This window comes from Nocardia sp. NBC_01327 (genome assembly GCF_035958815.1).
Lineage (GTDB): Bacteria > Actinomycetota > Actinomycetes > Mycobacteriales > Mycobacteriaceae > Nocardia.
In genome coordinates, this window is record NZ_CP108383.1 from 1,523,139 (window position 1) to 1,548,213 (window position 25,075).

Annotated in this window: 1 protein-coding gene; it reads left to right on the forward strand. The window is 70.1% G+C overall.

Translation table 11 applies throughout. The features are described from left to right. The first annotated feature begins 26 nt into the window (after positions 1-26). A complete protein-coding gene (locus OG326_RS06645; protein ID WP_327143721.1) occupies positions 27-25,049 on the forward strand; it encodes a WXG100-like domain-containing protein in 25,023 nt (8,340 codons plus the stop codon). Positions 25,050-25,075 lie beyond the last annotated feature (26 nt).

A 25,075-nucleotide genomic window follows, 5' to 3' on the forward strand; every position in this document is an offset into this window, starting at 1 on the left:
TCGCGCGGTGAGGTGATCGATCCGCCATGATCGAACTGCCCTCGGAACTCGAATGGCTGGGCTACCTCGTCGGCATGGAATGGCCGCAGGGCAATGAAGACGAGATGTGGGGCCTGGCGGGTGACTGGCGTACCGCCGGTGCCGGCCTGCTCAATACGCTTTCCCAGGTCGATGATGCGCGCTATGCGACGCTCGCCTCCTATCCGGACGGTGACGGCGTCCAGGCGATGGCCGATGCCTTCGATCTGCTGAGCGGCAAGACCAAACAGGACGGCAGTACCTCCATTCCGGATCTGGCGGGGTACTTCAGTCAGATCGGTGATTCGGTCGATCAGACCGGGACCCAGGTCCAATACACCAAGGTCATGTTCTATTCGTCGCTGGTGCTGATGGCGGCGGATTTCGCTGCGGCGTGGATCTTTCCGCCCACCGCGCCCGCCGTGGAGGCGGCGGTCACGGCGATGACCCGGGTCGCCGTGCGCATCATCGGCGAAGAGGCCGTGGCCGCCATCAAGGGGTTCGTCGGCAGGCTGCTCGCCTCGAGCCTGGTGAAATTCCTGGTCAAGCACGTGGCGATCAATATGGCGCTCGGCACCGTTCAGGATCTCGGCATCCAGGCGTGGCAGGTGTCGGAGGGGCACCGCTCGGGCGTCAACTGGACGCAGGTCGGCGTCACCGCGATCAGCTCGGGGGCTGGCGGTGCGGTGGCCGGTCCGGCGGGTGAGGCGCTGGGTGGTGCGCTCGGCAAGGCGGGTGTCAATCATCTGCTGGCCGGGGCGATCACGGGTCTGGGCGCCGGGGCCATCGGCTCCGTCGGCGGATTCGCCGCGGGCACCGCCGCGCAGTTCGGCTTCGACTGGGCGCAGCACGGCTGGGACAAGGCGACGGAGAACCTCGCCGCGACCAAATTCGATCCGCGCATGCTCACCCAGGGTCTGTCGAACGGTGCGATGTCGGGCATGAATCATGCTGCCGCGCACAGCTTTATGGAGCCCCGCGTCGCCAATATGCGCGCGGGCATCCCCGATATGTCGAATATCGGCTACCGCCCGGATATTTCGAGCCTCACCGACCACGGCGTCCCTGGCGAACACCTCGGCGCCGCCCCCGATTCGACCCTCGGCAGCGATGGCAGCGCCCCGCGGCCCGACGTCAGCGCCGCACCGGATTCCCGTGCAGGTGCCCCCGCGGACCAGGGCGGATCCGCCGACACCCGAAGCGCCGCACCGGATTCCCACTCCCCAGCGTCCGACGGCACCGGTGCGGCCAACGACGGCCGGGCCGCCGCTGCCCCCGACGGCAGCGGAACCTCGGGTCGAGCCGACTCACCCGACGGCACAACACATCCCGCCGGTGCACCGGACGGCGCCACGCATCCGGCAGGCGCTCCCGATACCAGCGCCAACGCCGCGCACTCTCCGGCCGACGCTTCCCAGCCGTCCGCGCCCGAGCCGTCCGCGCCGATCGCAACGATAGAAACCACACCCGCCGCCGCGCCGAGTGCGCCCGCAGGTGGTGAAACCTCCAGTTCTGCAAGCTCTTCCGCGCAACCCGTCACGTCCGGCTCAACCGCCGCACCCGCCTCGGCGGCGCCTGCCTCGCAGACCTCTCCCTCCTCGACAACCGGCGGAGGAACGACCACAGCCTCGGACTCGACCAGCCGCGCCGCATCGGCAGGCGGCGACTCGTCCTCGGGTGGCGATTCGACCACCCGCGCGGCCGCCGCCGAGCCGGCCGCACCCGGCGCCGACTCGACTCTCCGCGCGGCATCGACCTCCGGAGCGGACACGACCTCCGGCACGGAAACCAGCACCGGCACAGACTCGGCCACACGTGCGGCCGCAGTCCCGGCAGCAGCACCCGACTCGTCCGCCCACCTGGCGACCACAACGGCCGATGCCCCGGCCTCGGGCGCAGCGACCACGTCCCCGGGCGCGGCAACCTCCGCCGCCGCGACCTCCAGCGGCACAACGACTTCCAGCGCCACGAGCGGCTCCGGCGCCCCCCAGCACGTGGCAAGCCCATCGGATTCACGCAGCGCAGCCCCAGACACGGCCCGCCCCAGCGACACCCGCCCCGCCGCCCCCGCCGACAGCCCCCGCACCGCCCCCGACTCCCGTGCCACAACCCCCCGAGCCGGTGACGCAACCCGCACCGACTCCTCCCGCCCAGCATCGGACCCCCGCTCTCCCGACGCCCGCACAGCCCCCACCCGCGCCGCCGACCCGGCACCCGCCTCCCTCAGGCCCGCAGCCGACACCACGATCGCGAGCACCGATGCACCCGATTCCGCGGCCCCGCATCGGGACAATGCCGCCGAAAGCCCGCTCCCCGCACCAGAATCCGATCTCACGACCTCGCCGAATGTCACGGACCCCGAGGCCCCGCGCACCGATGCACCGGATTCGTCGACCGAGCACACCGGTGCCGCCGACACCCATACGCGGCCCACCGATCCGAACACCGGCACCGACTCCGATCCATCGCGGAATGCCGACTCGAACGTTGCCCGAACAGCATCGGACGACGCTTCCGATCCCCAGGCCCGCAACTCCGCCGAACCGGACGCCCCACAGCAGAACACCGGCGAAGGCCCAGCCTCCCGAGCAGCCGAGCACGACAACGCGCCACCGAAGCCGGAGCAGGACGCAGGCCCCCACGCGCCTGAAGCAGAGGATCTCAGCGGCGCCGAGCCGAAGGCGGACGAAGCCTCAGCTACCCGAGGGCCTGAGGCCGATGACACCCACAGCGCGGAGCCGAAGCATGACGAAGGCTCAGCGGCACGGGGGCCGGAGGCTGACGACACCCATCGCGCGCAGCCGAGGGCCGACGAGGGCGCAGATACCCGCGATGACGTTCGCGGGGTGCAGCCGAAGGGTGAGGACGTCATCGGTGAGCGCGCGTCCGAGGGCGACGAGGCTTCTGATGCGGAGCCGAAGGCGGATGACCGGGCAGGCTCGCATGTACCCGAGGCCGATGAGGCCCATGATGTGCAGCCTCGGCCGGACGGGGCTGAGGCGCGGCGCACGGATGAGGTTCCTGCCGATGAGGCGGATCCAGGTGCGGGCCACGAGAATTCGAGCCGTCCGGTGGATGATCGGGCAGATGCCGAGAACGGTTCTCGCGCAGATGCTTCGGATGCGGGCCGGGACAGGGCGGCGGGTGGTGCGGAGCGGGATCCGGCGAAGCAGCCGCCGTTGGACGTCGCCGCACCCGAGGCGCCCGCACCGCATCCGACCGGCGCCGACGACTCGAATTCGAGGGTGCTTCGGCCCGAAGAAGATCCGGCACACAAGACCCGCGATGACGAGGCGCAGCACCCGGACGACCCGAATATCGCGCTGCTCGCCCCGATTCCGCTGGGCGACAGCCCGGCCGCCCGCCCACTGGGTGACAGCCCGGCCCGTGGGACCGGCCCGGGGGAGCGACCGGCTCACCCGTCGGCCGAGGACGGCGAGCCGGGCCGTAGTCCGTCGGAACCCGAGACCACCGGCGCCCGAAAGCCCGAGTCCCGGGCCGGTCTCCCGGAGCGCGGCGATGGCGCCACCGCCCATCCGGGCAAGGTCTCCGAGCCCGATGGTCCCGCACACCAGTCGGATTCGACAGATCGCGAACCCGCGAAGTCGAAGCGCGGCCGCTGCGCCGAGCTGTCTCTGCGAATGCTGCGCGAGCTCACCGGCAATGAGTCGATTCGCATGCCTGCTCGCACCATCGGTCCCGAGGGCATGTCGGCCCGGGAGCTGGTCGCGGCCGCGGGCGGCAGACTCCGCTCGTTCGACGATCACGATGCCATCGCCGCCCGGCTGCGCGAGCTGGGCCCGGGCGCCTCGGCCCTGATGGTCGACCACTACACCGGCCCCGCCGACGAGCACGGCGTCGGCGCGCATGCCTACCTGCTGGTCAATGACGGTGGCACCCTGATGGTCCGGGATCCGCACCTCGGCACCGATCACGGCTATCCGCCGGTGACGCCGCGCGAAACGCAGGGCACGCACGCCATCCTGTTCGACTCCGACGGCAAGGCCGTCGACCCCCTGAAGGACCAGGTCCGGCACGCCCTGGACCCGAGCCTGTTCGCCCACCCCGCCGCCCAGCCCGCCGACTCCCAGGCAGCCCAGCAGCAGCGCCTGCGTGACCTGTTCAACGCCCTGGACACGGACGGCAACCTCCGTGAATCCAGCCCGGTGCTCGCCGAACTGCACCGCCGTCTGGATGCACTCCTGGACCCCTCCGACAGCGCCCCTCGCTCCGAGCCCGTCCGCCCCTCCGATCCGTCGGAAAGTCCCCGCCCGGAGAGCGGTCCGATCAGCGACCCGGAAGCTGCTTCACCGCAGCGGGATTCGCGCCCCGACCCGAAATCCGACGTGTCCCAGCGTGATCTGGCAGAGGAAGCAGCCGGTGCGCCCGCCGACCGGCCGGGCGCCGATGCCGAACATTCGCGCACGCCCCGTGCGGATGAGGACCCAGCCCGGGAGCACCCGTCCGATTCGATCCGCGATGAGCCCCGGCGAGATGCCGAGCCGTCCCCCGCGAAGCCCGCCGAGGAAGCTCGTCCCGAGCACTCGCGCTCGGACGACGCGAATCCGGACGACGGAAGTCGAGCCCGGCAGCACTCCGACGAGGTGCGTCCCGGCGAACAGGTGCTCGGCGAAAAGCGGGCTACCGCACCGGATTCCGTGCGTGGCCCGGCAGACGAGGCGCACTCGGCCTCGCCGGATGGGGTGCGACCCGATGATGCGCGCCAGGCTGACCAGCACGCTGACGACGCGCGTACGCCCCCGCGCCCGGCGCCGGAGACGCGCCCGCAGGCACTGCGCGCCGATGCCCCGCACGCCGACGAAGCACGTCCGGACCGCAGGCCCGCAGACGAGTCACGCACCGGCAGTCCGGTCGATGAGCCGGCGAATGTCGATGCGATGCGGTCGGAGGATCGCGGAGATGCGCGGGCCTCGGGAGATGCCGGCCGGGCGACCACCGCCGCCGAGAAGGCTGCCGCGGAGAAGGCCGCCGCGAGGGAAGCGGAGCCGTCGAAGGCTGCGGCCGTGAAGGCCGAGGCCGATGCGAGTGCCCGCGCCGAAGCTCGAAGCAAGACAGAGCATCTCGAGGATGGCCACTGGGTTTCGGAGGAGCCGCCGGAGTGGGCCGCTCATCCGGACGACGAGTGGTCGCACCTGAATCCGCGGCAGGTCGCGGACCAACTGCGCGAGCGCTGGAACCTGGAGGTCACCGGCTTCGACGATCCCCGCCTGCACCCGGATGCGGTGCGCGAGATCGCCCGCGCCGTCGACGATATGCTCCGCCGCTTCGATGCCATCGATCTGCGCGGCTTGGAGATCGCTGAGGCTTCGGAGAAGGTCTCCGCCGCGGCGCGCAGGAAGTTCGATCCGGTCACCGGCCGGCTGTACACCAAAAAGATCATCGTGAATATCGACCGTGTGATCAGGCCGGACGAGTTCGCCGCCAAGACGGCGAGCTCCGAGACGAGCAAGTTCAATGTCCGCGGATCCAGTACCCGCCCGTTCTACGCGACAGTGATCCACGAGTTGGGTCATGCGATGGACAATGCGGGTCAGCGCACGGCGCATGCCGGTGTGGCGGACGCCCTGGCCAATCACTACCGGGCGCTGCCCAGCGAGACAAAACCACCCACGTTCTCCGCGTTCCTGTCGGAGTTGTCCGGCTACAGCTTCAGCGAGCGTGGTCTCAACCATCCAGAGGCGCTGGCGGAGTCGTTCACCGATGTCATCCTGAACGGTGAGCACGCCGCCGAGCCCGCTAAGGCGCTCTATCAGCTGTTGGTCACCGCCGCCGACAATGAGCGCCCCGCCCCCCACTCATCCACCTCAACGGCAACCCTCGACCTGGGCCGCCCGGCATCACCCCCCGCCGACACCCCCCGTGCCCGCCCGCTCACCGAGCCCCCGAACCTGCCCGCCGACCCGCCGCATTCCGGTGCCGAGTCCCCGCGTCCGCTTGCTGATTCGCCGAGTCCTGCCGCCGAGTCGCCGCGTCCGCTTGCTGATTCGCCGAGTCCTGCCGCCGAGTCGCCGCGTCCGCTTGCTGATTCGCCGAGTCCTGCCGCCGAGTCGCCGCGTCCGCTTGCTGATTCGCCGAGTCCTGCCGCCGAGTCGCCGCGTCCGCTTGCTGATTCGCCGAGTCCTGCCGCCGAGTCGCCGCGTCCGCTTGCTGATTCGCCGAGTCCTGCCGCCGAGTCGCCGCGTCCGCTTGCTGATTCGCCGAGTCCTGCCGCCGAGTCGCCGCGTCCGCTTGCTGATTCGCCGAGTCCTGCCGCCGAGTCCCCGCGTCCGCCCGCCGAAACCCCAGGCGCAGTCGAATCGCCGCGTCCTGCTGCCGAATCGCCGCGTTCCGGTGCGGATCTGCCAGCCTCTGCCGCCGATTCGTCTCCGGGCGAGCGTCCCGCCGCGGCGGTTCCGTCGTCGGATGGCACGGCGGATCTGGGTCCTGTTGTTCGCGAGGAGCATTCGCCTCTCGGCCAGCACGTCCCGGAGCCTGATCATGCAGCCGCAGGTGCGAGTTCGGAGCCGTCGAAGCCGGAGCGTGCGTCCGACAGTGGGGTGTCGCCGGAGCACAGCGCCGTGCGGGACCTCGTATCCGGTCCCGAAGCTCCCCCCGAAGCATGGCTGTCCCACGCCCCCGATCCGAACCTGGTCGCGGTCGGGGAAGTGCTCGCGCACACCGAGTCCGGCCGTGCGGTGCTGGAAGCCATGCAGCGGGAGGGTGTCTCGATCCGCTTCGTCGATAGCGAAGGCGGCCCGCACGGTGGCGATTCGTTCGATCCGGCGACGCGCGAGCTGGTCATCGACACTCACGGCCGCGGTGAACTGGAGCAGGCGGCAGCCATTGCCGCCGCAGGCGCGCGCATAGACGCCGCGTCATCGGAGTCCGGCCGCTCCGATCCGCTGCGCACCGCGGCCGAATCCTTCGGCCGGGAAGCGGAATTCATTCGCGAACTGCGCGAAGCCGGTTACGACCCGACCGGTGGCCCGATGCATAATCCGGTGGACGTCACCTACGCCGATTCCGTGCGCGACACCTATCTGCGCGCGAGTGACGCCGCCGCGCAGGAGGCCCGCGCGCACAATCCCGGCCTCACCGACGAGGACGCCCGCCGGGTCGCGCGTTTCGCCGGTGTGCGGGCGCTGCTGGCCGATGAGCGCTTCACCGGCGGTGCGGACCACGAGGCCCCGCTCGCGCCGAAGTACGACCACTCCCCGCCACACGAGCCGGTACCCGTCGCCGATCGCCCGCAGCCCGCACCCGAATCACAGTCGCGCACAACCGATCCCGAAGCGCCGAGCGCTGCGGACAGGCAGCGCGCCATCACCGATCTGGACGATCTGCGCGCGGCCGCGTGGGGAGACAAGCTCAGTTCGAACATCTCCCGCTGGGCCTATGAGACTCTCCTCCGGCACGGTGTCGATATCCGTTTCAGTAGCGATCCGGCAGCCTCCATCGGCCAGGCGAAGAACGGCCGCCCCGAGCACGGCGACCTGACCGGTTACGACCATGCGACGAATACCGTTGTGCTGCCCTTCTCTTCGTCCCCGCACGATCATGTGGCCGAACTGGTGCACGCCGCGGCGCAGGTGGAGCTGCGAGCCCGGGTCGAGGGACCGCTGGAGCGTTTCGCGCTGACCCGCGACGACTATGTTCGCACCATGCTGACCAGGGACGCGGAGAGCCGCGCTCTGGGGTACGAGCACAATCGCCAGGTCGCCGAGGCGCAGAAGGGTAGAAGTCCACGTCCACGGGATCCGCTGGAACGCGCCTATCTGGATGCCCGCAAAAGCGCGCGTGATGCCGCACAAGACGCCTACGGGCTGACCGGAAGCACCTACAACGGAATCGAATCCGCCGCCTACCGTGCCGGTGTTCGCGAGGTCACGGCTCGATTCATCGCGGACGGCCCCCATGCCGGCGGTCGTGATCGGGCGGCCGTACACGGCGCGGAATGGGATAGGGCGCACGGAATTCCGCCCTCCCATGATTCTCCGCCCGTGCTGCGGCAGATCCGCGACACCCCGCAGGCGCATGAGCGGCAGGCGCGGGAGTACGCCACGGAGATCGAGCGCTTGCGCGCGATCCGCGAGGCGGGTACGCCCCTCCCGGTCAGCCCGATCGAACGGGCCTACACCGATGCGTACGACCGCGTGATGCGACGCCCGCCCAGTTCCGGTGACCCGGGGCATGCCGCACATGAGGCCGGGGTGCGGGCGGTGCGGCGTTATGTGGACAAGACGAAGCTGGCCCATGCGGAGGCCATCGCAGATGTGGTCCGTGCCTTCGGCGAGCAGCGGGAGATGCGCTGGGGCACACCGGTTCCGAAGAACGACCTCGGTCACTTCGCGGAGCCGCAGGGGCATCACGATCCGGCCCCGCCGACCGCGGCCGAGGGCAACGAATTGGCCGCCCGCGCAGCGGAAGCGGAGGCGCAGCTCCGCAAGCCCGCCGATGTGCAGCGGCTGACCCGCCATGTCATCACCATTCCGAATGACCTCGGATACGGTCGCCGCATGGTCGTTTTCGCCACCGAGGGCGATCATATGCGGGTCTTGCAGGAGCTGGCCGCCGCGCACCCGAAGCTCAGCAATGTGCTGTGGGACAGGACATTCAGTCTCGACTACCGCCAGGTGTCGCCGGATGGTGAAGGCGGCGTACATGTGGAGAAGATCAACTGGCCGCAAGCCGAAGGTCCGATGCGCGCTCCTTACGCGGCGGACGCCATCAACGAGATGGTCTCGCACTATCTGCGGTACCGCGCGGACGGCAGCGTCACCATGGGGTTCGGCGAGTGGATGCGGCAGCTCGGGCCCGAGTCCTTCACTTCGCCTCCCCGCCCGCGGTTCTCGCTGGGGCGCAGACTCGGCCCGGACAGTGAGATCCGCCTGTCGGATCGGTTCGTCAGCGACGGCCATCGCTTGGCGGATCGGGATCCGTCGATCACCCACCCGCACCCGGCGGCCGTAGCCCGCGATCTCGCCACTCGCAAACTCGCCATGCCGCCGCAGTGGAAGGACGGCAGTCCGGACACGGCTCGGTTGTACGGTACCGACCGCTACCGCAACCAGAGTTTCAAGGTCGGCGGCGTCGATTTGCATATGTGGCTGGAGCGTGACGGCGAGGGCGGCTGGCGGGTGCCGCGGCCGAACGGTGCCGGCGGCCTGTCGGATACGCTCGGAGCCCGTTTCGGCCATCTCACCGATACCGATCCGGTGCGCTTGGTGGACAATATCCGCCGCACCCTGCTGGATGGTTCGATCCCACTGGATCCGACCGCGCAACCCGAATCCCCCCGGGGACTGTGGAAGCGCATGACGGACCGGCTGGAAGACGAGGGCGGCTCCGTCGACTACGCACTGCAGGAACCCGACTCGGGCGCCCCCGCCCCCGATGAAGAGCCCCGTCCGGAACCCGCCGGCGCCGCACCGGCCGTCGCGCCGGGGGAGGGGAGTGAGCCGCATTCGGCGGAGACCCAACCGCTGCCGGTCCCGGTGCACGAGGGCGAGGTGCCGCTGCCGGTGCAGCCCGCGCAGGCGTCGCCGGCGCTGCGCGCGGTCGCGGATTTCCTGCACGATGTACCGCTCGAACCGAACGCGCGTCCGCACACTGTGGACGATGCGGCCTATGCGTTCCGGCTCGGGGAGGACCTGGGACTGTCAGACGCCCTCTCCTTCCAGCAGGACCCGCTGGGCGCGCTGCAGAAGCTGGCCGAACTCGCCCATGACAACGGCTATTTCAACGATCCGGAGTCGGTGCTGCCGCCCCGGCCGCCGAATACCGGCGCGGATGAACCGCAGCTGAAGTCGCTCGCCGAGACGCAGGCCGATCTCGCCGCCGCGCTCGGAGTGCCCGACGACGAGCTGACGCCGCAGCGGCTCCCGGAAAAGGCCGGTGACCTGCAGTACCGAAATGCCATGCACGCCGGCGCAGTGGAGGCGCTCGCGGATGTGCTGCACCGGATCGATCACACCACCGACCCCGAGCAGCATTCCGCGCTGATCGCCGCCCGGGACGAGTGGGCCCGCATTCTCGACGTGCGCGCCGATCAGCTCGAGCCCGCGAACCGCGACGCGACCATCACCGACCTCATGCGTGAAAACGCCCGGCACGCAGCGGATGTCGCGGATCTTCTGGCCATCACGCTGCACACCCCGGATCCGGCCGACGGTGCGCGCCTGGTGTTCGAGTCCGGCGGCGAACGCGTGCACCTGCGTACCACCGAGAGCCCGGAGGGCGTCCGCGGCGCGAAAATCGTTGAGCGCCCGAAACTTCCGGAGGCTCCCGCGCGCCCCAGCTCGAACGAGCCGCCTCGCGGTTTCATGAAGAAGTTGTGGCACGACTTCAGGAGTGGGCACCCGGGGCACAACCCGAAGTACCCCTCCGGTTCCGGCAATGACAGCAAGGGCCAGACCATGCTGGCCATGGAGGTCGGTTACGCGGCCCATGACATTCACTACGTGCACGACAACCTGCTGGAGCTGAAGGACAAGTTCAATCCGGCGCGCATTCTCAAGGAGTCGGCGACGCTGTGGCAGGCGCGCGAAAGGATGCCGCTGCTCAAGCATTTGACCGGCCGCATCCTCGATCGTGCCGGCGAGTTGGTCCCCATGCCGACTCGCGACAGCGGTGAGTACGAGCCGTGGAAGACCGAGGCCGACCCGACGCAGTTCACCAACCCGAAGCTGCGCGCCGAAGCCGAGGAACTGATTCGGACGGGCGGCCGTCCACTCGGCTCGGAGGATATCGAAAATTCTGCACCGCAACCGAATACGGAGGAACCGCACCAGGCCCCGCCCGAGAAGGAAGGCTTGGAGGCGCCGCCGGAAAAGCAGTGGGACCGAGATTTGCCCGAACCCCTCGTCGCCGCCGTCGCCGCCCGTGACGCCGCATTGGCGGATCTGGTGCGTGTGGCCGAGGAGCACCGAATCCCGCTGACCGACGAAGATCATGCGACCCTGAACCACGCGGTCGACGCCGCCACCTATGAGCTCATGCGCCGTGCGGGTGCGATCGAGGCGCTGCGCGATGTGGCCGTGCGCTACAACGTCGAGGACGGAGTCGTCCCCTTCAGTCGCGAGATCAGCATGTCCGACAAGGATCCGCTGGGCCGCTACGCGCGCGAGAAGCTTGCCGCCTACCATGCGGCGCTCGCCGAAAAGCGCGCGGATGCCGCACTGCTCGCGCCGACCGAGGCGGAAGCCCGGTATCTGGAGAGCCTTGCGAAGAAGGCGCCGCCGGTCACGGCGCTCGACTATCCGGGCGTGAACAATGGCGGCGAACCCGCCCACTTCTTCGATGAGCCAGGCGCGGACTTCAGTGCCGGAGAATTCTTCGAGGAGTCCCTGCACCGCGATCAGATGCGTGAGGAGCGCTCCAACTTCGCGCAGCTGCTGGGTGTCAGCCTGGACGATCTGTCACCGGAAAGACTGGCGCACACCATTTCCGACCTGCGTATGCAGGTGCGTGACGATGCCGTCGGACTCACCGAACTGTCCGGGTCCGTTGAGCACTTCCGCACGCTCGACGATGCCATGCACACCACCTTCGACGAGTTCGCCGCCAGCAGATCACGGTCCTGGATCGATGATCAGGGCGGCATCATGGTGGATCGTGGGATCGGCCTGGCGCCGGGCGATGTCGGTGGACCGAAGCGCCTGGTGGTGATTCGCGGTGAGGCCGACCACGATACGCGGCTCGCCGACGCGCTGGCCGCTCATCCGGATCTGGCCGCCGCGGTGAATCGCGGAGATCTCCGAATCGACTACCGCGAAATCAGTGTCGATGCTCAGGGCAAGGTAGGCGTCCGGCCCCTGGAGTCGCCGCAGGCGCATGTCCATGAGGTGGTCGTCGACGGTCGCACGGAGAAGTTCGTGCTCCTGCGTGACGGCGACGAACCGATGCGAATCGTGCGACCGGCCGCCGAACCCGTTGCGCCGCATGCCGAGACGAATACCGAGCCGGCAGCACCGCGCGATCCGGACGAGGTGCGCGAGGAGCGCAATGCCGTCGCGAAGCGCCTGTCGGTGTACACCATGGATCTCGGCCCCGAATTCCTGGCGGGCACGATCGAAGATCTGCGGCACGACAATGCCCTGCGGGCCGCGCAGATCGAGGGCATGGCGGATTTCATCCGCAGCAGCGATGCCATCGACAACTTCCACGCGCTCAATCAGAAGATCAACGATCTGGCGCATCGTCTCGGCGTCGACCCGGGCGAGCTGACGCCGCGGCGGGTGGCCGAGCGGCTGGCGGATCCGAGTTCGCGTGAGCCGCACGGCAACCGGCGCGTGCGATGGGCGCAGTCCGATCGCGAGTACGCGCGGCAGGTGGTCAAGGATGTCCAGGGGTACGGGGAGGCGCTGGCCAAGGTGGCCGGTGCGAAAGAGGTGCTCGCGGCCCGCGACCGCCTCGTGGAGCGGCTCGGTGTCGATCCGGAAGAGCTCTACGGCAATAAGCACTTCAAGGACAAGCTCGGCGAAATCGCCGGGTACAAACCGGATTCGAAGTTCACCGACCCGCGGCACCTGGAACGCGTAATCCATGATGCGGTGCGCGACGGCGATCCTTCCCATGTGGTGGCGGCGCTCACCGAGTATGTCGGCGCCCTCGGCAAGATCGATCCGTTCCACTCCGACCTGCGATTCGACCCCGCCACCGATCCGCGCGCCGCGGACGGTGTGCTGCCCATCCACAAAGAGGATGCGCCGGCGCTGCTGCGGCAGTTGATGAGCGAATCCCTCGGCGAGCCACCGGTTTCCGATAATCCGTCGGGGGCGGCGAGTGCGTGGGCCAGGTTGCTCGGCGTCGATGCCCGCGATGAGGCCAAGTACGTCAAGATCTATACCGATCGGCTGCCGGGCCTGCATGATCGAGTGACGCCGGAGCAGTTCCACGAGGTGCTGCGATCGCTGGACCGCGGCCTGAACTCCGAAGAGGCGCACGCGGTTTACCGCGACAGCATGAGCGACCCGAGTAAGGCGCTGACCTCCGAGGAGCTCACCAAACTGGTGAACGGGGTGCAAACCGCCCGGCGCGCCGATGTTTACGAGTCGTATCGCGACGGCAAGATCGATAAGGAAGAGCGGCTCAAGCCGGCGGAGCTGGGTGCGGTCGTCACATCCCTGCGCGAAGAGATCCAGGTCCGCGAAGCCGATATCAAGGAACTGGAGCGGCTGGCCGGTGAGCACAACGATCTCACCACACCGCCGAAACCCACACCGCCGCTGCGTGATCCGCGTGCAGTGGTCTCCGATCTCGCTCACGCGCGCCACGAGCTCCAGCTGGCAGCCGCGGCGCGCGAGGATGCCGTCGGGCGTATGTACACCGAGCACAGCCGTTCGCTGCGTGACAGCGATCTGACGCCCGAGCATCTGCCCGGCACTGTCGACTACCTGGAGAACCGCAGTCGGCTCGAGGGCGGTGAGCTGCCGGACAATGCCCAGCGCATCGCCGATCTGCGCGAGGCGGCGGGGAACTACACCGAGGCCGACGCCCGGGTGGCCGCGCTGGAATCCGAGCTGCACAGGTCGATGGATGAGGCCGCGCGTACCGGCGACAGCCCCGTCGAGGTCTGGCAGCGCGAAGTGGCCAGTGCCCGTGCGGATCTCGAAGCGACCATCGCGGCTACCCCCGGTATGGCGGGCAGGGATGTCGACCGGGTGATCGGGCAGATCGACCGCCTGTCGCGCATGCCCCTCGAACAGGGCGAAATCTGGACCCACGAATTGATCCCGGTGCGCGATGCGGTGCAGCGCTTCCACGCGGCTCAGGAATTGCTGTCCCACGCCCAGGACGAAGCGGTTGCCGCCGCCCGGGGCGCTGAGACTCCGGAGCAGACCGTCGATCGCGAAATCGGCTCTGCCCAGCATGATCTCGCAGCGGCAGAGGCGGCCCGCGATGCCGCGATGGTCGGTGTTCCGGTCACCGAGGCCGACCTGACTCGGGATTGGGTGAAGGACACTCGGGACGAGCTGGGTGACACCCCCCGCTCCGAGCTGTCCGCGCCCGACCGCGCCCGTCTGGACCTGGCCGATGCCGCAGACCGCTACCACCGGGCCGAAGACCGCCTCGAGCGCTGGAACGTCGAGCAGCAGCGTCTCGCCGCCGACGCCGCACCGGCCGAAACCCGGCAGGCCGCCGCCGAACGCGCCCGCACCGAGGCCCGAGCAGCCCTGCGCGAGGCCATCACCACGCTCTTCACCGACGCCGGCCTGCACACCACCGAAGCCGATCTCGGCCCCGCCCACTTCGACGAGAACATGGCCGATCTCGAAGGCCGCACCATCGCCGTCAAACACCCCGGCGCCCCCGGCGCCACCCACGTCCCCGACGCCCCCGCGGCCCTCCGCGCTCTCCGCGCCGCGGCCGAACGCACCCTCCGCGCCGACGAATACGCCGACTGGATAGCCCAGAACTACCCCGACAACCCCACCGCCCCCGACCCGCGTCTCGGCGGTCAGGGCTGGGAGCCCCTCGGCCCGTCCGATCCGCCCCGCCCGACTTCTCCGCCCGACCCGCGTCTCGGTGGTCAGGGCTGGGAGCCGTTGGGTCCGTCTGATCCGCCCCGCCCGACTTCTCCGCCCGACCCGCGTCTCGGTGGTCAGGGCTGGGAGCCGTTGGGTCCGTCTGATCCGCCCCGCCCGACTTCTCCGCCCGACCCGCGTCTCGGTGGTCAGGGCTGGGAGCCGTTGGGTCCGTCCGATCCGCCCCGCCCGATCTCCCCGCCCGACCCCCGCCTCGGCGGTCAAGGGTGGGAGCCGCTCGGCCCCGCCGACCCGACTCACCCCGCCACTCCGCCGGACCCGCGCCTGGGCGGTCAAGGTTGGGAACCGCTGGCGTCGACGGATCCGACTCACCCTGCCGCCCCGCGTGATCCGCAGGCCGGCGGCAATGGCGAAAAGCCGCCCGGCTCTCGCCCTCCCGCCCCAGGCTCCTCGGCCGAGCCGCCCGCCGACGAACCTCGCGGGTCCGAGCCCGAGGCTGCCGCCGAGCCGGCCCCGAGCGCGTGGCTCGAAGAGCAATTGCGCATCCAGGACGAGTGGACCGCGCGCATGGATGCGCAGCGGGATGCTTGGCGTGCGCGCCTCGACGATCAGAATCGCATCGACTCCGGCGAAAGTCCCACTGACGGTGGCGAACCCGACCCGGCCGCAGACCCCCGCCGCGCAGGCCCCGAGGCTCCCGCTGAACCGCCGCCGAGCTCCTGGCTCGAGGAACAGTTGCGCATCCAGCAGGAGTGGAGCGCCAATATGGAGGCGCAGCGCACCGCCTGGCGCGCGGGACTCGATGACGCGACCGCCACCGGTTCGGGCGACCCTGAGCAGCGGCAGGCCGGCGCCGACCCCGACTCCACCGGTATGGAGCAGCGCCCCGTGGAGCCTGAGGCCGCAGCCGAGCCGTCGCCGAGCGAATGGCTCGAAGAGCAATTGCGCATCCAGGAGGAGTGGAATGCGCGGATGGAGGAGCAGCGCGCCGCCTGGCTGGCCGGACTCGACGACCAAACCGATACCGGCACAGGCGAAGCCGAACGCCCACAGGCTGCCGCATCGGAGCCCGGCACCGAACCGAAATCTGGCGTCAAACCAGGGCAAGGCGCTGAACCCGAGCCTGGTGCCGAACCGAATGCTGGCGTCAAACCAGGGCAAGGCGCTGAACCCGAGCCTGGTGCCGAACCGAATGCTGGCGCTGACCCGCGGCCGGTGGAGCCGGAGGCTGCCTCGGACCCGGCGCGGAGTGCGTGGCTCGAGGAGCAGCTGCGTATTCAGGACGAGTGGAACGCTCGCATGGAGGCGGAGCGGGCTGCCTGGCGTGCGGGCCTCGACGATCAGGGCCGCCCCGATTTCGGTGACGAGCCTGGGGATGAGGGCGAGCCTGGGTCCGGTGCACAGCCGCGACCGGAGGATCCCGATTCGGGCAAACCTCCGGGCGCGCCCGCGGCTCGCGAGCCCGATGCGGAGCACGCTCCCGAGACTGCCGCGGCAGGTGACGGGGAACCGCCGAATGACGGCCCGCCCCTGCGGCAGGCATCCGATCCCGATGACCCGGACACCTGGTACGAGCGCATGCAGGCCGAGCAGGCGGACTGGGACGCCCGCATGGACGCCGAGCGCGCCGACTGGCTGCACGAAATAGCCGATCAGGAGGTGCCCGGCAGCGACGAGGAGCGCCTGGCCCGCTTCGAAGCCGAAAACGCCGACTGGCTCGCCCGCATCTCCGCCGACCGCGCGGACTGGCTGTGGGAGATGGCCGGCGGCCGCCCCGACCCGGTACCGGAGCACCTCGAGTCCACGGAAACCGAAGCCCCGGAACCAGATTCGGCTACCCCCGGCCCCACCGCGCCGGATCCCCGTCTAGGCGGCCAGGGCTGGGAGCCATTGGATCCCACTGCCCCTGTCGCGCCCCGTGATCCGCGCCTCGGCGGTCAGGGCCGGGAGCCGCTGGGCCCCGGCGATCCGGCAACCGCCGAGGCGGCTCCGGAGGTGGGAACTGCGGTCGAGCCGCACTCCGAGCAGAACGCGCCGGTCCTGCCGTCCGAGGGAGAGACGCGACCGCTTCCGGTAATGCCTGCCGAGGCGTCGCCTGCCTTGCGTGCGATGGCGGACTTCCTACGCGATGTTCCGGTCGATCCGAGCGACCGCCCGCGCACCAACGACGAGCGTGCCTATGCGGGCAGGCTCGCCGAGGCCCTGGGGATCTGGGATGAGCTGTCCCGCCAGCCCGATCCACTCGGCGCCCTGCAGAAACTGGCCGAACTAGCCCACCAGCAAGGCCATTTCGACGATCCCGAGGCGGGCCTGCCGCCCCGGCAGCCGAGCGCCGGACCGCAGGATCCGCGCCTGATGTCCCTCTCGGAACTGCGCGAAGAACTGGCTCGCCGCTTCGGCCTGTCCGACGATGACCTGACTCCGGCGCGCCTGGCCGAGATCGCCGGAGACATGCAGCACCGAAATGCCTTGCGCGCCGGTGCCGTCGAGGCCCTCGCGGATGTGCTGCACGACCTCGATCACGCCGTCGACCCCGAGCATCGCGCCATGCTGACCGAGGTCCGGGACGAGTGGGCGCGCATTCTCGGCGTAGACCCCGCGCAACTCGACCTCGCGCAGCGCGACCCCGCACACCGCACCGCCATCCTCACCGAGCTCCAGCACGAAACCCTGCGCCGCGCGGCAGATGTCGCCGACCTGCTGGCCGCCACCTTCCACACCCCCGATCCCGACGCCGGTCCGCACCTGGTCCTGGAGCTCGACGGTGAGCGCGTGCACCTGCGTATCACCGAGGACCCGGACGGCGTGCGCCGCGCGGAAGTGGTTGAGCGGCCGAAGCTTCCGGCCGAACCCGCCACGCCCGCAGCGAAGGCGGTGGAGCCGCGCCCCGGACTGCTGCGCAGACTCTGGGGCAGGCTCAAGGACGGATTCCCCGGCCACACACCGAAATACCCCTCCGGATCGGGCAATGACAGCAGCTACCAGACCGCGATCGCCAAGGATATCGGCTATCTGCTCCACAACCACGAGCTGTCTCATCTCGACAGCATCAACCCGGCCCGCATCATCAAGGAGACCGCGACGCTGTGGAAGGCGCGCGAGGATCTCCCGATCCTCGGACGTCTGACCGCGCGGATCGCCGATATCTCTCCCGATGCCATCCCCATGCACACGCGTGACGGCCTCGAGTACAAGCCGTGGGCCACCGAGGCCGATCCGAAGCTGCGCGCCGAGGTCGAGGAGAGTCTGCGCCTGGCCGGTATGCCGATCGAGGCCGACTACCCCGAAAACCCAGCTCCGCCACCAGATTCGGAGCAGCCGAAACTGGCCTCACCGCCCGAACGGGACTGGGGCGATAATCTGCCCGAACCGCTGGTGTCCGCCATCGACGCCCGCGACGACGCACTGGCGGACCTGGTGCGCCTGGCCGGGCAGCACGGAATAGAACTCACCAGCGCCGACCACGCGACCCTGCACGGTGCGGTGAACGCCGCAACCTACGAACTCATGCGCCGCGCCGGTGCGATCGAGGCGCTGCGTGATGTCGCCCACCGCTACAACACCGAAGACGGCCGCGTCCCCTTCAGTCGCGAGATCAACTTCTTCGACAAGGACCCGCTGGGCCGCTATCTGCGAGAGTTCCGGGCCTCCGATTTGGCGGACCGGGCGCAGGCTCGGGTGGACCAGGCGCGCGCCGAGGGCCGCCCGCAGCACGAGATCGACCGTCTGGAGCGGCTGGCGCAGAAATCGCGTGCCTCGCTGCTCAATTGGGAGGGTGTGAACAACGGCGGTGAACCCGCCCGCAATTTCGATGATCCGGATGAAGAGCTCTCCACCAAAAAGGAAGGCCAGCTCTTCGAGGATGCCCTGCACCGCGATCAGATTCGCGATGAGCGCTCGAACTGGGCGCAGCTGCTCGGCGTAAGCCTCGACGATCTGTCGCCGGAGAAGCTCGCGCACACCATTTCCGACCTGCGCATGCAGGTGCGTGATGATGCGGACGGCCTGACCGAGTTCTCCGATGCCGTCAACCATTTTGTCGACCTCGACTCCGTGGCCCGCGAGCACGCCCTGGAATTCGTCGACGGCGCCGCGGACACCTGGATCGCCGGCGAGGGCGGCGTCATGCTCGACCACGGAATCGGTCTGGCGCCGGGTGATGACGTCGGCGGGCCACACCGCCTGGTGGTGATTCGCGGCGACTCCGATCACGATGTGCGATTGGCGGATGCGCTGGCCGCGCACCCGGATCTGGCCGCCGCGGTCAATCGCGGAGATCTCCGAATCGACTACCGCGTCATTGGTGTGGACGATCAGGGCACGGTGCGGGTGATCGATCTCGAGTCGCCGCAGGCGCGCTACTCCGAGGTCGACCAAAACGGTCGCACCGATAAGTTCGTGCTGTTGCGCGAGGGCGACGGCCCGCTGCGGGTCGTGCAGGCGACACCCGAATCCGTCGCACCGCATGTCGAGCCCGACTCCGGACCGGCCGCGCCACGCGACCCGGCGGTGGTTGCCGCGGAGCGCAATGCGGTCGCGGCCCGCCTGTCGCTCGAGATGATGGAACTCGGCCCGAAGGCTTTACCGGGCACCGTCGAGGCCCTGCGGCACGACAATGCCCTGCGCGCCGCGCAGATCGAGGGCATGGCGGATTTCATCCGCAGCAGCGATGCCATCGACAACTTCCACGACCTCGACCGGACGCTGAAGAATCTGGCGAGCCGCCTGGGCCTGGACCCGGAGGAGCTCACGCCGCAGCGCCTGGCCGAGGCCATGGCCGATCCGGGCGTGCGGAAGGTGCGCCGCCTGCAGGCGGTCGAGGATCTGCTGAAGTACGCCAAGGCTTTACGCGAAGCGACGGATCCGAAGGCCGTCCTCGATGCGCGCAATCGCCTCGCCGAGCGACTGGGCGTCGATCCGGAAAAGCTGTACTCCGCCAAGCATGTCAAGGACGATCGCGGCGAGATCGTCGGCTACGAACCGGATCCGAAGGGCACCGACCCGAAGGCGCTGCTGCACGCGATCAACGATGTACTGCAACGCGCCGGCGAGCGTCCCGAACTGCTCGCCGCCCTGGCCGAATACGCCGGTGCGCTGGGCGAACTCGATCCATTCCGGGAGGGTCTGCAATACGACCCCGCCACCGATCCACGCGCCGCCGATGGCGTGCTGCCCCTTCACGATGCGGACGCCCCGGCGCTGCTGCGGCGTTTGATGAGCGAATCCCTTGGCGAGCCACCGGTTTCCGACAATCCCTCGCAGGCGGCGAGCGCATGGTCGCAGCTGCTGGGCGTTGATCTCAACGACGACCCGCGCTGTATAGCGATCTACGAGAAGAACCTGGTCGGCTTGCACGACCGCTTATCGCCCGAGCAGTTCGGCAAGGTGCTGCAGGCGCTGCACGACGCGGATACGAAGGCGGCGTACCAGGCCTACCGCGACAGTGTGAGCGATCCGAGCAAGCTGCTCACCTCCGAGGAGCTCACCACCGTTGTCGAGCAGGTGCGCAATGTGCGGTACGCCGAGGTCTACGAGCTCTACCGCGACGGCAAGATCGACAAGCACGAGCGGCTCACCCCGGCGAAGCTGGCCGAGGCGGTCGACTCCCTGCGAGCGGAGGTGCGTGCCCGGGAAGCGGATATCAATGACCTCGAGCGCCTCGCCGGTGAGCACAACGACCTGACCACGCCGCCGGAACCCGCGCCGCCGCAGCGTGATCCGCGCCAGGTGGCGGCCGATCTCGCCACCGCGCGGCATGAACTCCAGCTGGCCCGCGACGCTCGCGACCAGGCCGTCGGACGAATGTATCTGGAGCAGAACCGCGCACTGCACGACAGCGACCTGACCCCGGGACGCCTGCCCGGCACTCTCGATTATCTGGAGAACCGCGCCCGGGTCGAGGGTGGTGAGCTGCCGAACAATGACCGCCGCATCGAGGACCTGCGCGCGGCCGCGGAGAACCACACCGGCGCCGAGGCCCGGGTGGCGGCGCTGGAGTCCGAGCTGCGCGCCACCGTGGCGGACCTCGGCGGCACCGGCGACACTCCCGTGGAGGTCTGGCAGCGCGAAGTCGCCGGTGCCCGAGCGGATCTCGAAGCGGCCATCGCGGCGACGCCCCGGATGGCCGGTAGCGATATCGACCGGGTGATCAGCCAGATCGACCAGATGTCCCGCATGCCCCTCGACCCGGATCAGATCTGGACGGACGAACTCGTCCCGGTCCGCGATGCGGTTCAGCGCTACCAGGTGGCCCAGGAGTTCCTCGCCCATGCGGAGAACGACGCGGTCGCCGCCGCCCGCGCGAGCGAGACGCCGGAGCAGACCGCCGCCCGCGAGATCAATTCCGCACAGCATGATCTCGCCGCCGCCGAGGCCGCCCGCGCTGCCGCCATGATCGGCGTCCCGGTCGCCGAGTCCGACCTGACCCGCGACTGGGTCACTCACACCCGCCAGGACCTGGGCGACACCCCACGCTCCCAGATGTCCCCGGCCGACCGCGCCCGCGCCGAATTGGCCGATGCCGCAGACCGATACCACCGGGCCCAAGACCGCATTACCCGCTGGGAAGTGGAACAGCAGCGGCTCGCCGACGCGGCCACCCCGCACGAAACCCCGCAGGCCGCCGCGGAACGCAACCGCACCGAGGCCCGAAATGCCCTGCGCGAGGCCATCACCAACCTCTTCGAGGTCACCGGCCTGCACACCGAAGAATCCGCACTGACCCCCGCCGCGCTCGCCGACACCATGGCGGACCTGCAAGGCCACACCATCCGCCTGAACGGCGAAGGCGACCCCCACAGTGCCTTCGAAAGACTCCGATCCGCCGCCGAACGCCTCCACCACGCAGACGAATTCGCCGACTGGACAGCCCAGCACCTCCCCGACCCCACCCCCGACCCCGACATCAACCCGGACGACCCCACCGGCGGCCTCCCCGCCACCCCACCCCACCCCGGCAACGACCCAGCCGCCCCCGCCGCCGCCCCCAAACCCGCGACCCAACCTGAGCCCGCTGCTGAGCCGAAGTCCGAGGCCGAGTCCGAGCCCGCTGTTGAGCCGAAGTCCGGGGCCGAGTCCGAGCCTGTTGTTGAGCCGAAGTCCGGGGCCGAGCCCGAGCCTGTTGTTGAGCCGAAGTCCGCAGCCGAGCCCGAGCGCGTTGCTGAGCCTGCCCCCGGGCCCAAGCCTGGCGATCGTTCGCGCCCGGGCGAGAACTCGGCTGTGACGGAGCCGGGCGGACCGGGGGAGAGGGGCGAATCAGCTTCGGGTGCAGGGGATCCGGCGTCGGTTGTCGTTCCTCCGGTGGTGCAGCATGGGTCCGGGGCAGACGGCGCCTGGACCGAGGTGGGTCCGGCGCGTACGCATGAACCGACCACGCCACTGATCGGTGCGGCGCTGGCAGACCTGGCCACCGATATCAGGACGGCCGCTGAGTCGGGTCGGGCGGCAGTGGACCGGCTCGGTGAGCTGGCGCGCGGGCTGGGCATCGACCCCGCAGGCCACAGCGCGCGCGATCTGGAGCGTGCGATCACCGGCGCTCTCGACGCCGAGGCCGCACGCCTCGAGGAGGTGATGAAGCGCGAGAACATTCCCAAGCACCTCATGGTCCAGTACTTCGACGAGCGCGCGGCCGCACAGCAGCGCTCCGGCGAACTGGCCGCCCTGCGCGCCTCGATGCTGAACGAATCGGCGCGCTACCACGCGGCTCGCAGTAATGAGGCGCGGCTGCGAGAAGACGCCGACAACCTCGCCGCCAACGATGTACTGGCGGCCGCCCACGCGCGCGTGCAGGGCCCGGGCGTCGGACTGGCCGCCGATCCCACCCGTGTCCTCGTCGTCTCACCCCTCGACGACCCGCACGCCATCCTCGGCACCGACCTCCGCACATCCCTTGCCGCCCAAGGCATCCCCGTCGAGTACTACCGCATCCACGTCTCCGATGCGGACGGCTCCGTCACCGTCGTCGAGATCCGTCCCCCCGACGACCCGGGCGCCGCCCCCGACCCGGCCCGCCCCGCACCCCCGAACCAGCCCCCCGCACCGGCATCGCCGCACGACCCGACCTCCGCACGCGGCGCCGTTCCCGCCGCTGTGCCTGTGGAAGGTCACCGACCGCGAGTCGATCCGAGCGATGAAAGTGCGCTGCCCACACCAGGTTCGCCGACCCGTCCGGGCGAGGTGACCGGTGCGGCCGCAGATCAGCCGGGCGGCACCGGCGACCCCGACACGTCCGGCGACCCCGACACGTCCGGCGATTCGTCCCCGGATCGTGAGTCGCCCGGTGGCGCAGCAGCCGAATCTCCGATTTCTGTAGACGATTACGACGGTGCGGTGCTGTTCGAGGGCAATCTGCCCGACAACGACGACGCGCTCTACCGAGGCGTCCCGCGCCTGCTTCCGGACGGTTCGGTGAACCCCGCCTACCTCGACGGTCTGCGCGGTGTGGTCGCCGCTCGCGGTGAGCTCGACCTCGACTACGACGGCCACACCTCACACCTCGGCGCGCGGAGCGATTCCACCTCGTGGAGCCGAACCCGCAGCACCGCAGAGCTTTTCGCCCACGGTGACGGCCTGGTCATGGAATGGCGCACCGGTGCGCCCCCCGAGGGCGCCACCTGGCGCTTCAAACCGATCTACGACCTCCCCGACGGCTTCGCCCAGGTCCTGATCCAAGGCACCCTCACCGACGCCCGCGCCGTCCGCCACCTCCCCGCAGCCCCCGCCCCGGAACTCGCCCCCGCCCACCCCGAATCCCCGCCCCCCGCAAAGAACTTCACGCCCCCCGCCACTGACCCGCGCCCCGCCACTGACCCGCGCCCCGCCACTGACCTGCGCCCCGCCACTGACCTGCGCCCCGCCACTGACCTGCGCCCCGCCACTGACCTGCCCCCCGCCACCGACCTGCCCCCAGCCCACCCCGCCCCCGACCAGGCGTCCGCCCCGGTCGACCCGGACGCGTTGCCTGCCACCAGCGACAAGCCCGACGATTCCGGGAGTGGCGCGGATTCGGATGACTCTGGTTCGGGTGAGCCGCCCCGCACCCGCGGTGGGGACGACGGTCAGGGCGGTGGCCCAGAGGAGCCGGGTCCCGGTGATGCCGGGCGTCCGCATGATCCGGATTACGCGAATTGGCGCTCGCACGTGCCCGTTGTGCCGCACCCGTTCAATCCCGAGTTCCCGGATTACACCCCGACCCCGCCGATGCAGCTCGCGCCGTGGACACTTCCGCCGGACCCGCAGCCCCCCGTGCCGCCGCAACCGCCGGTGCCGCCGCAACCTCCCGTTCAGCCGCATCCGCCGGTTCACCCACATCCGCCGCTGCCGCCGACCACGCCCGCGCCGCAGACCCCGCCACGGGTACCTATGCCGCAGCCGCCGGTTCAGCCGCAGCCGCCGATTCAGCCGCAGCCCCCGGTTCAACCGCAGCCCCCGGTTACACCGCCCCCCGTTTCGCCGCCGCCGGTGTCCCCGCCTCCGGCGCCGCCGACCGGCACGTGGCCGCCGGGGATTCCGGTGCCGCCGACCGGCACGTGGCCGCCGGGGATTCCGGTGCCGCCGACCGGCACGTGGCCGCCGGGGATTCCGGTGCCGCCGACCGGCACGTGGCCGCCGGGGATTCCGGTGCCGCCGACCGGTACCTGGCCGCCCGGTATGCCGCAACCGCCGGAGCCCACGTGGCCGCCGGGTGAATCGCTGCCGCCCGGTGGTTCCGTGCCCCCCGGCAGTTCCCTGCCGCCCGGAGTGTCGCCGCCGAATAGTGGAGCGCCACAGCCCAATCAGCCGGGTTCACCCGTTCTGCCGGGAATGCCTGGCGATCCGGGCGTGCAGGGCGGTCAGCCGACGCCTGGAAGCCCGGGGTACCCGCCGAACGGAACGACCCCGTTCGACCCCGGCGCTCCGTGGTTGTCGCAGCCCCAGAACCCGCCATTGTCAACAACTCCGGGAACGAACCCGTGGGATTCGACGGGTTCCGGCGATCCGTTCCATCCGGGCGGTGCAGCGGATCTCAATGGCGCCCAGAACGGTACGGGTAGTCCGTCACAGGGTTCCCCGGGCGCGCCGATGATGCCTGGCCAGCCCCCGCACGCCCCGAACGGCAATGGCCGCTCGAACCCCCGTGGCGGCCAGCGGTTCCCGCGTGCCTCCGCACCGGCGAACGGCGGTCAGATCTATCTGCGTTCGCATTCCGGTTTCGGTGAGTGCGCCACCTTGGATCCGGCGACGGGCACCTTGCAGAAGGCCGCTCCCGGCATCGCGGCACCGGGCGGCGTCTACGACAGTGTGGACGGTCTGCAGGTCATCTTCTACCGCAACACCCAGGGCAGTCTTGTAGTGCGCGTGGGGGATCAGGCGATCGAGGTGGACCGGCTCGGCGCGGAGGCGCGCTGGGAGCGCACCGGCCAGGGTTTCAACCGGCTACAGGTGATGGTGGCCGGTACCCCGCACTGCGAGCTGCGATATCGCGCGGTAGCCGCGGATGCCGACCTGGGCCTGCTCATCCGGGATGTGCTGGCGGACCCGGCCCGCCGTGCCGGCATCTTCGCCTGACATCACCGCCCGGCACCGCGGCGAGT

What these genes read in the sequence shown, in the direction of transcription:
- OG326_RS06645 (WP_327143721.1), top strand. Translation starts at nt 27, where the DNA reads ATGATCGAACTGCCCTCGGAACTCGAATGGCTGGGCTACCTCGTCGGC.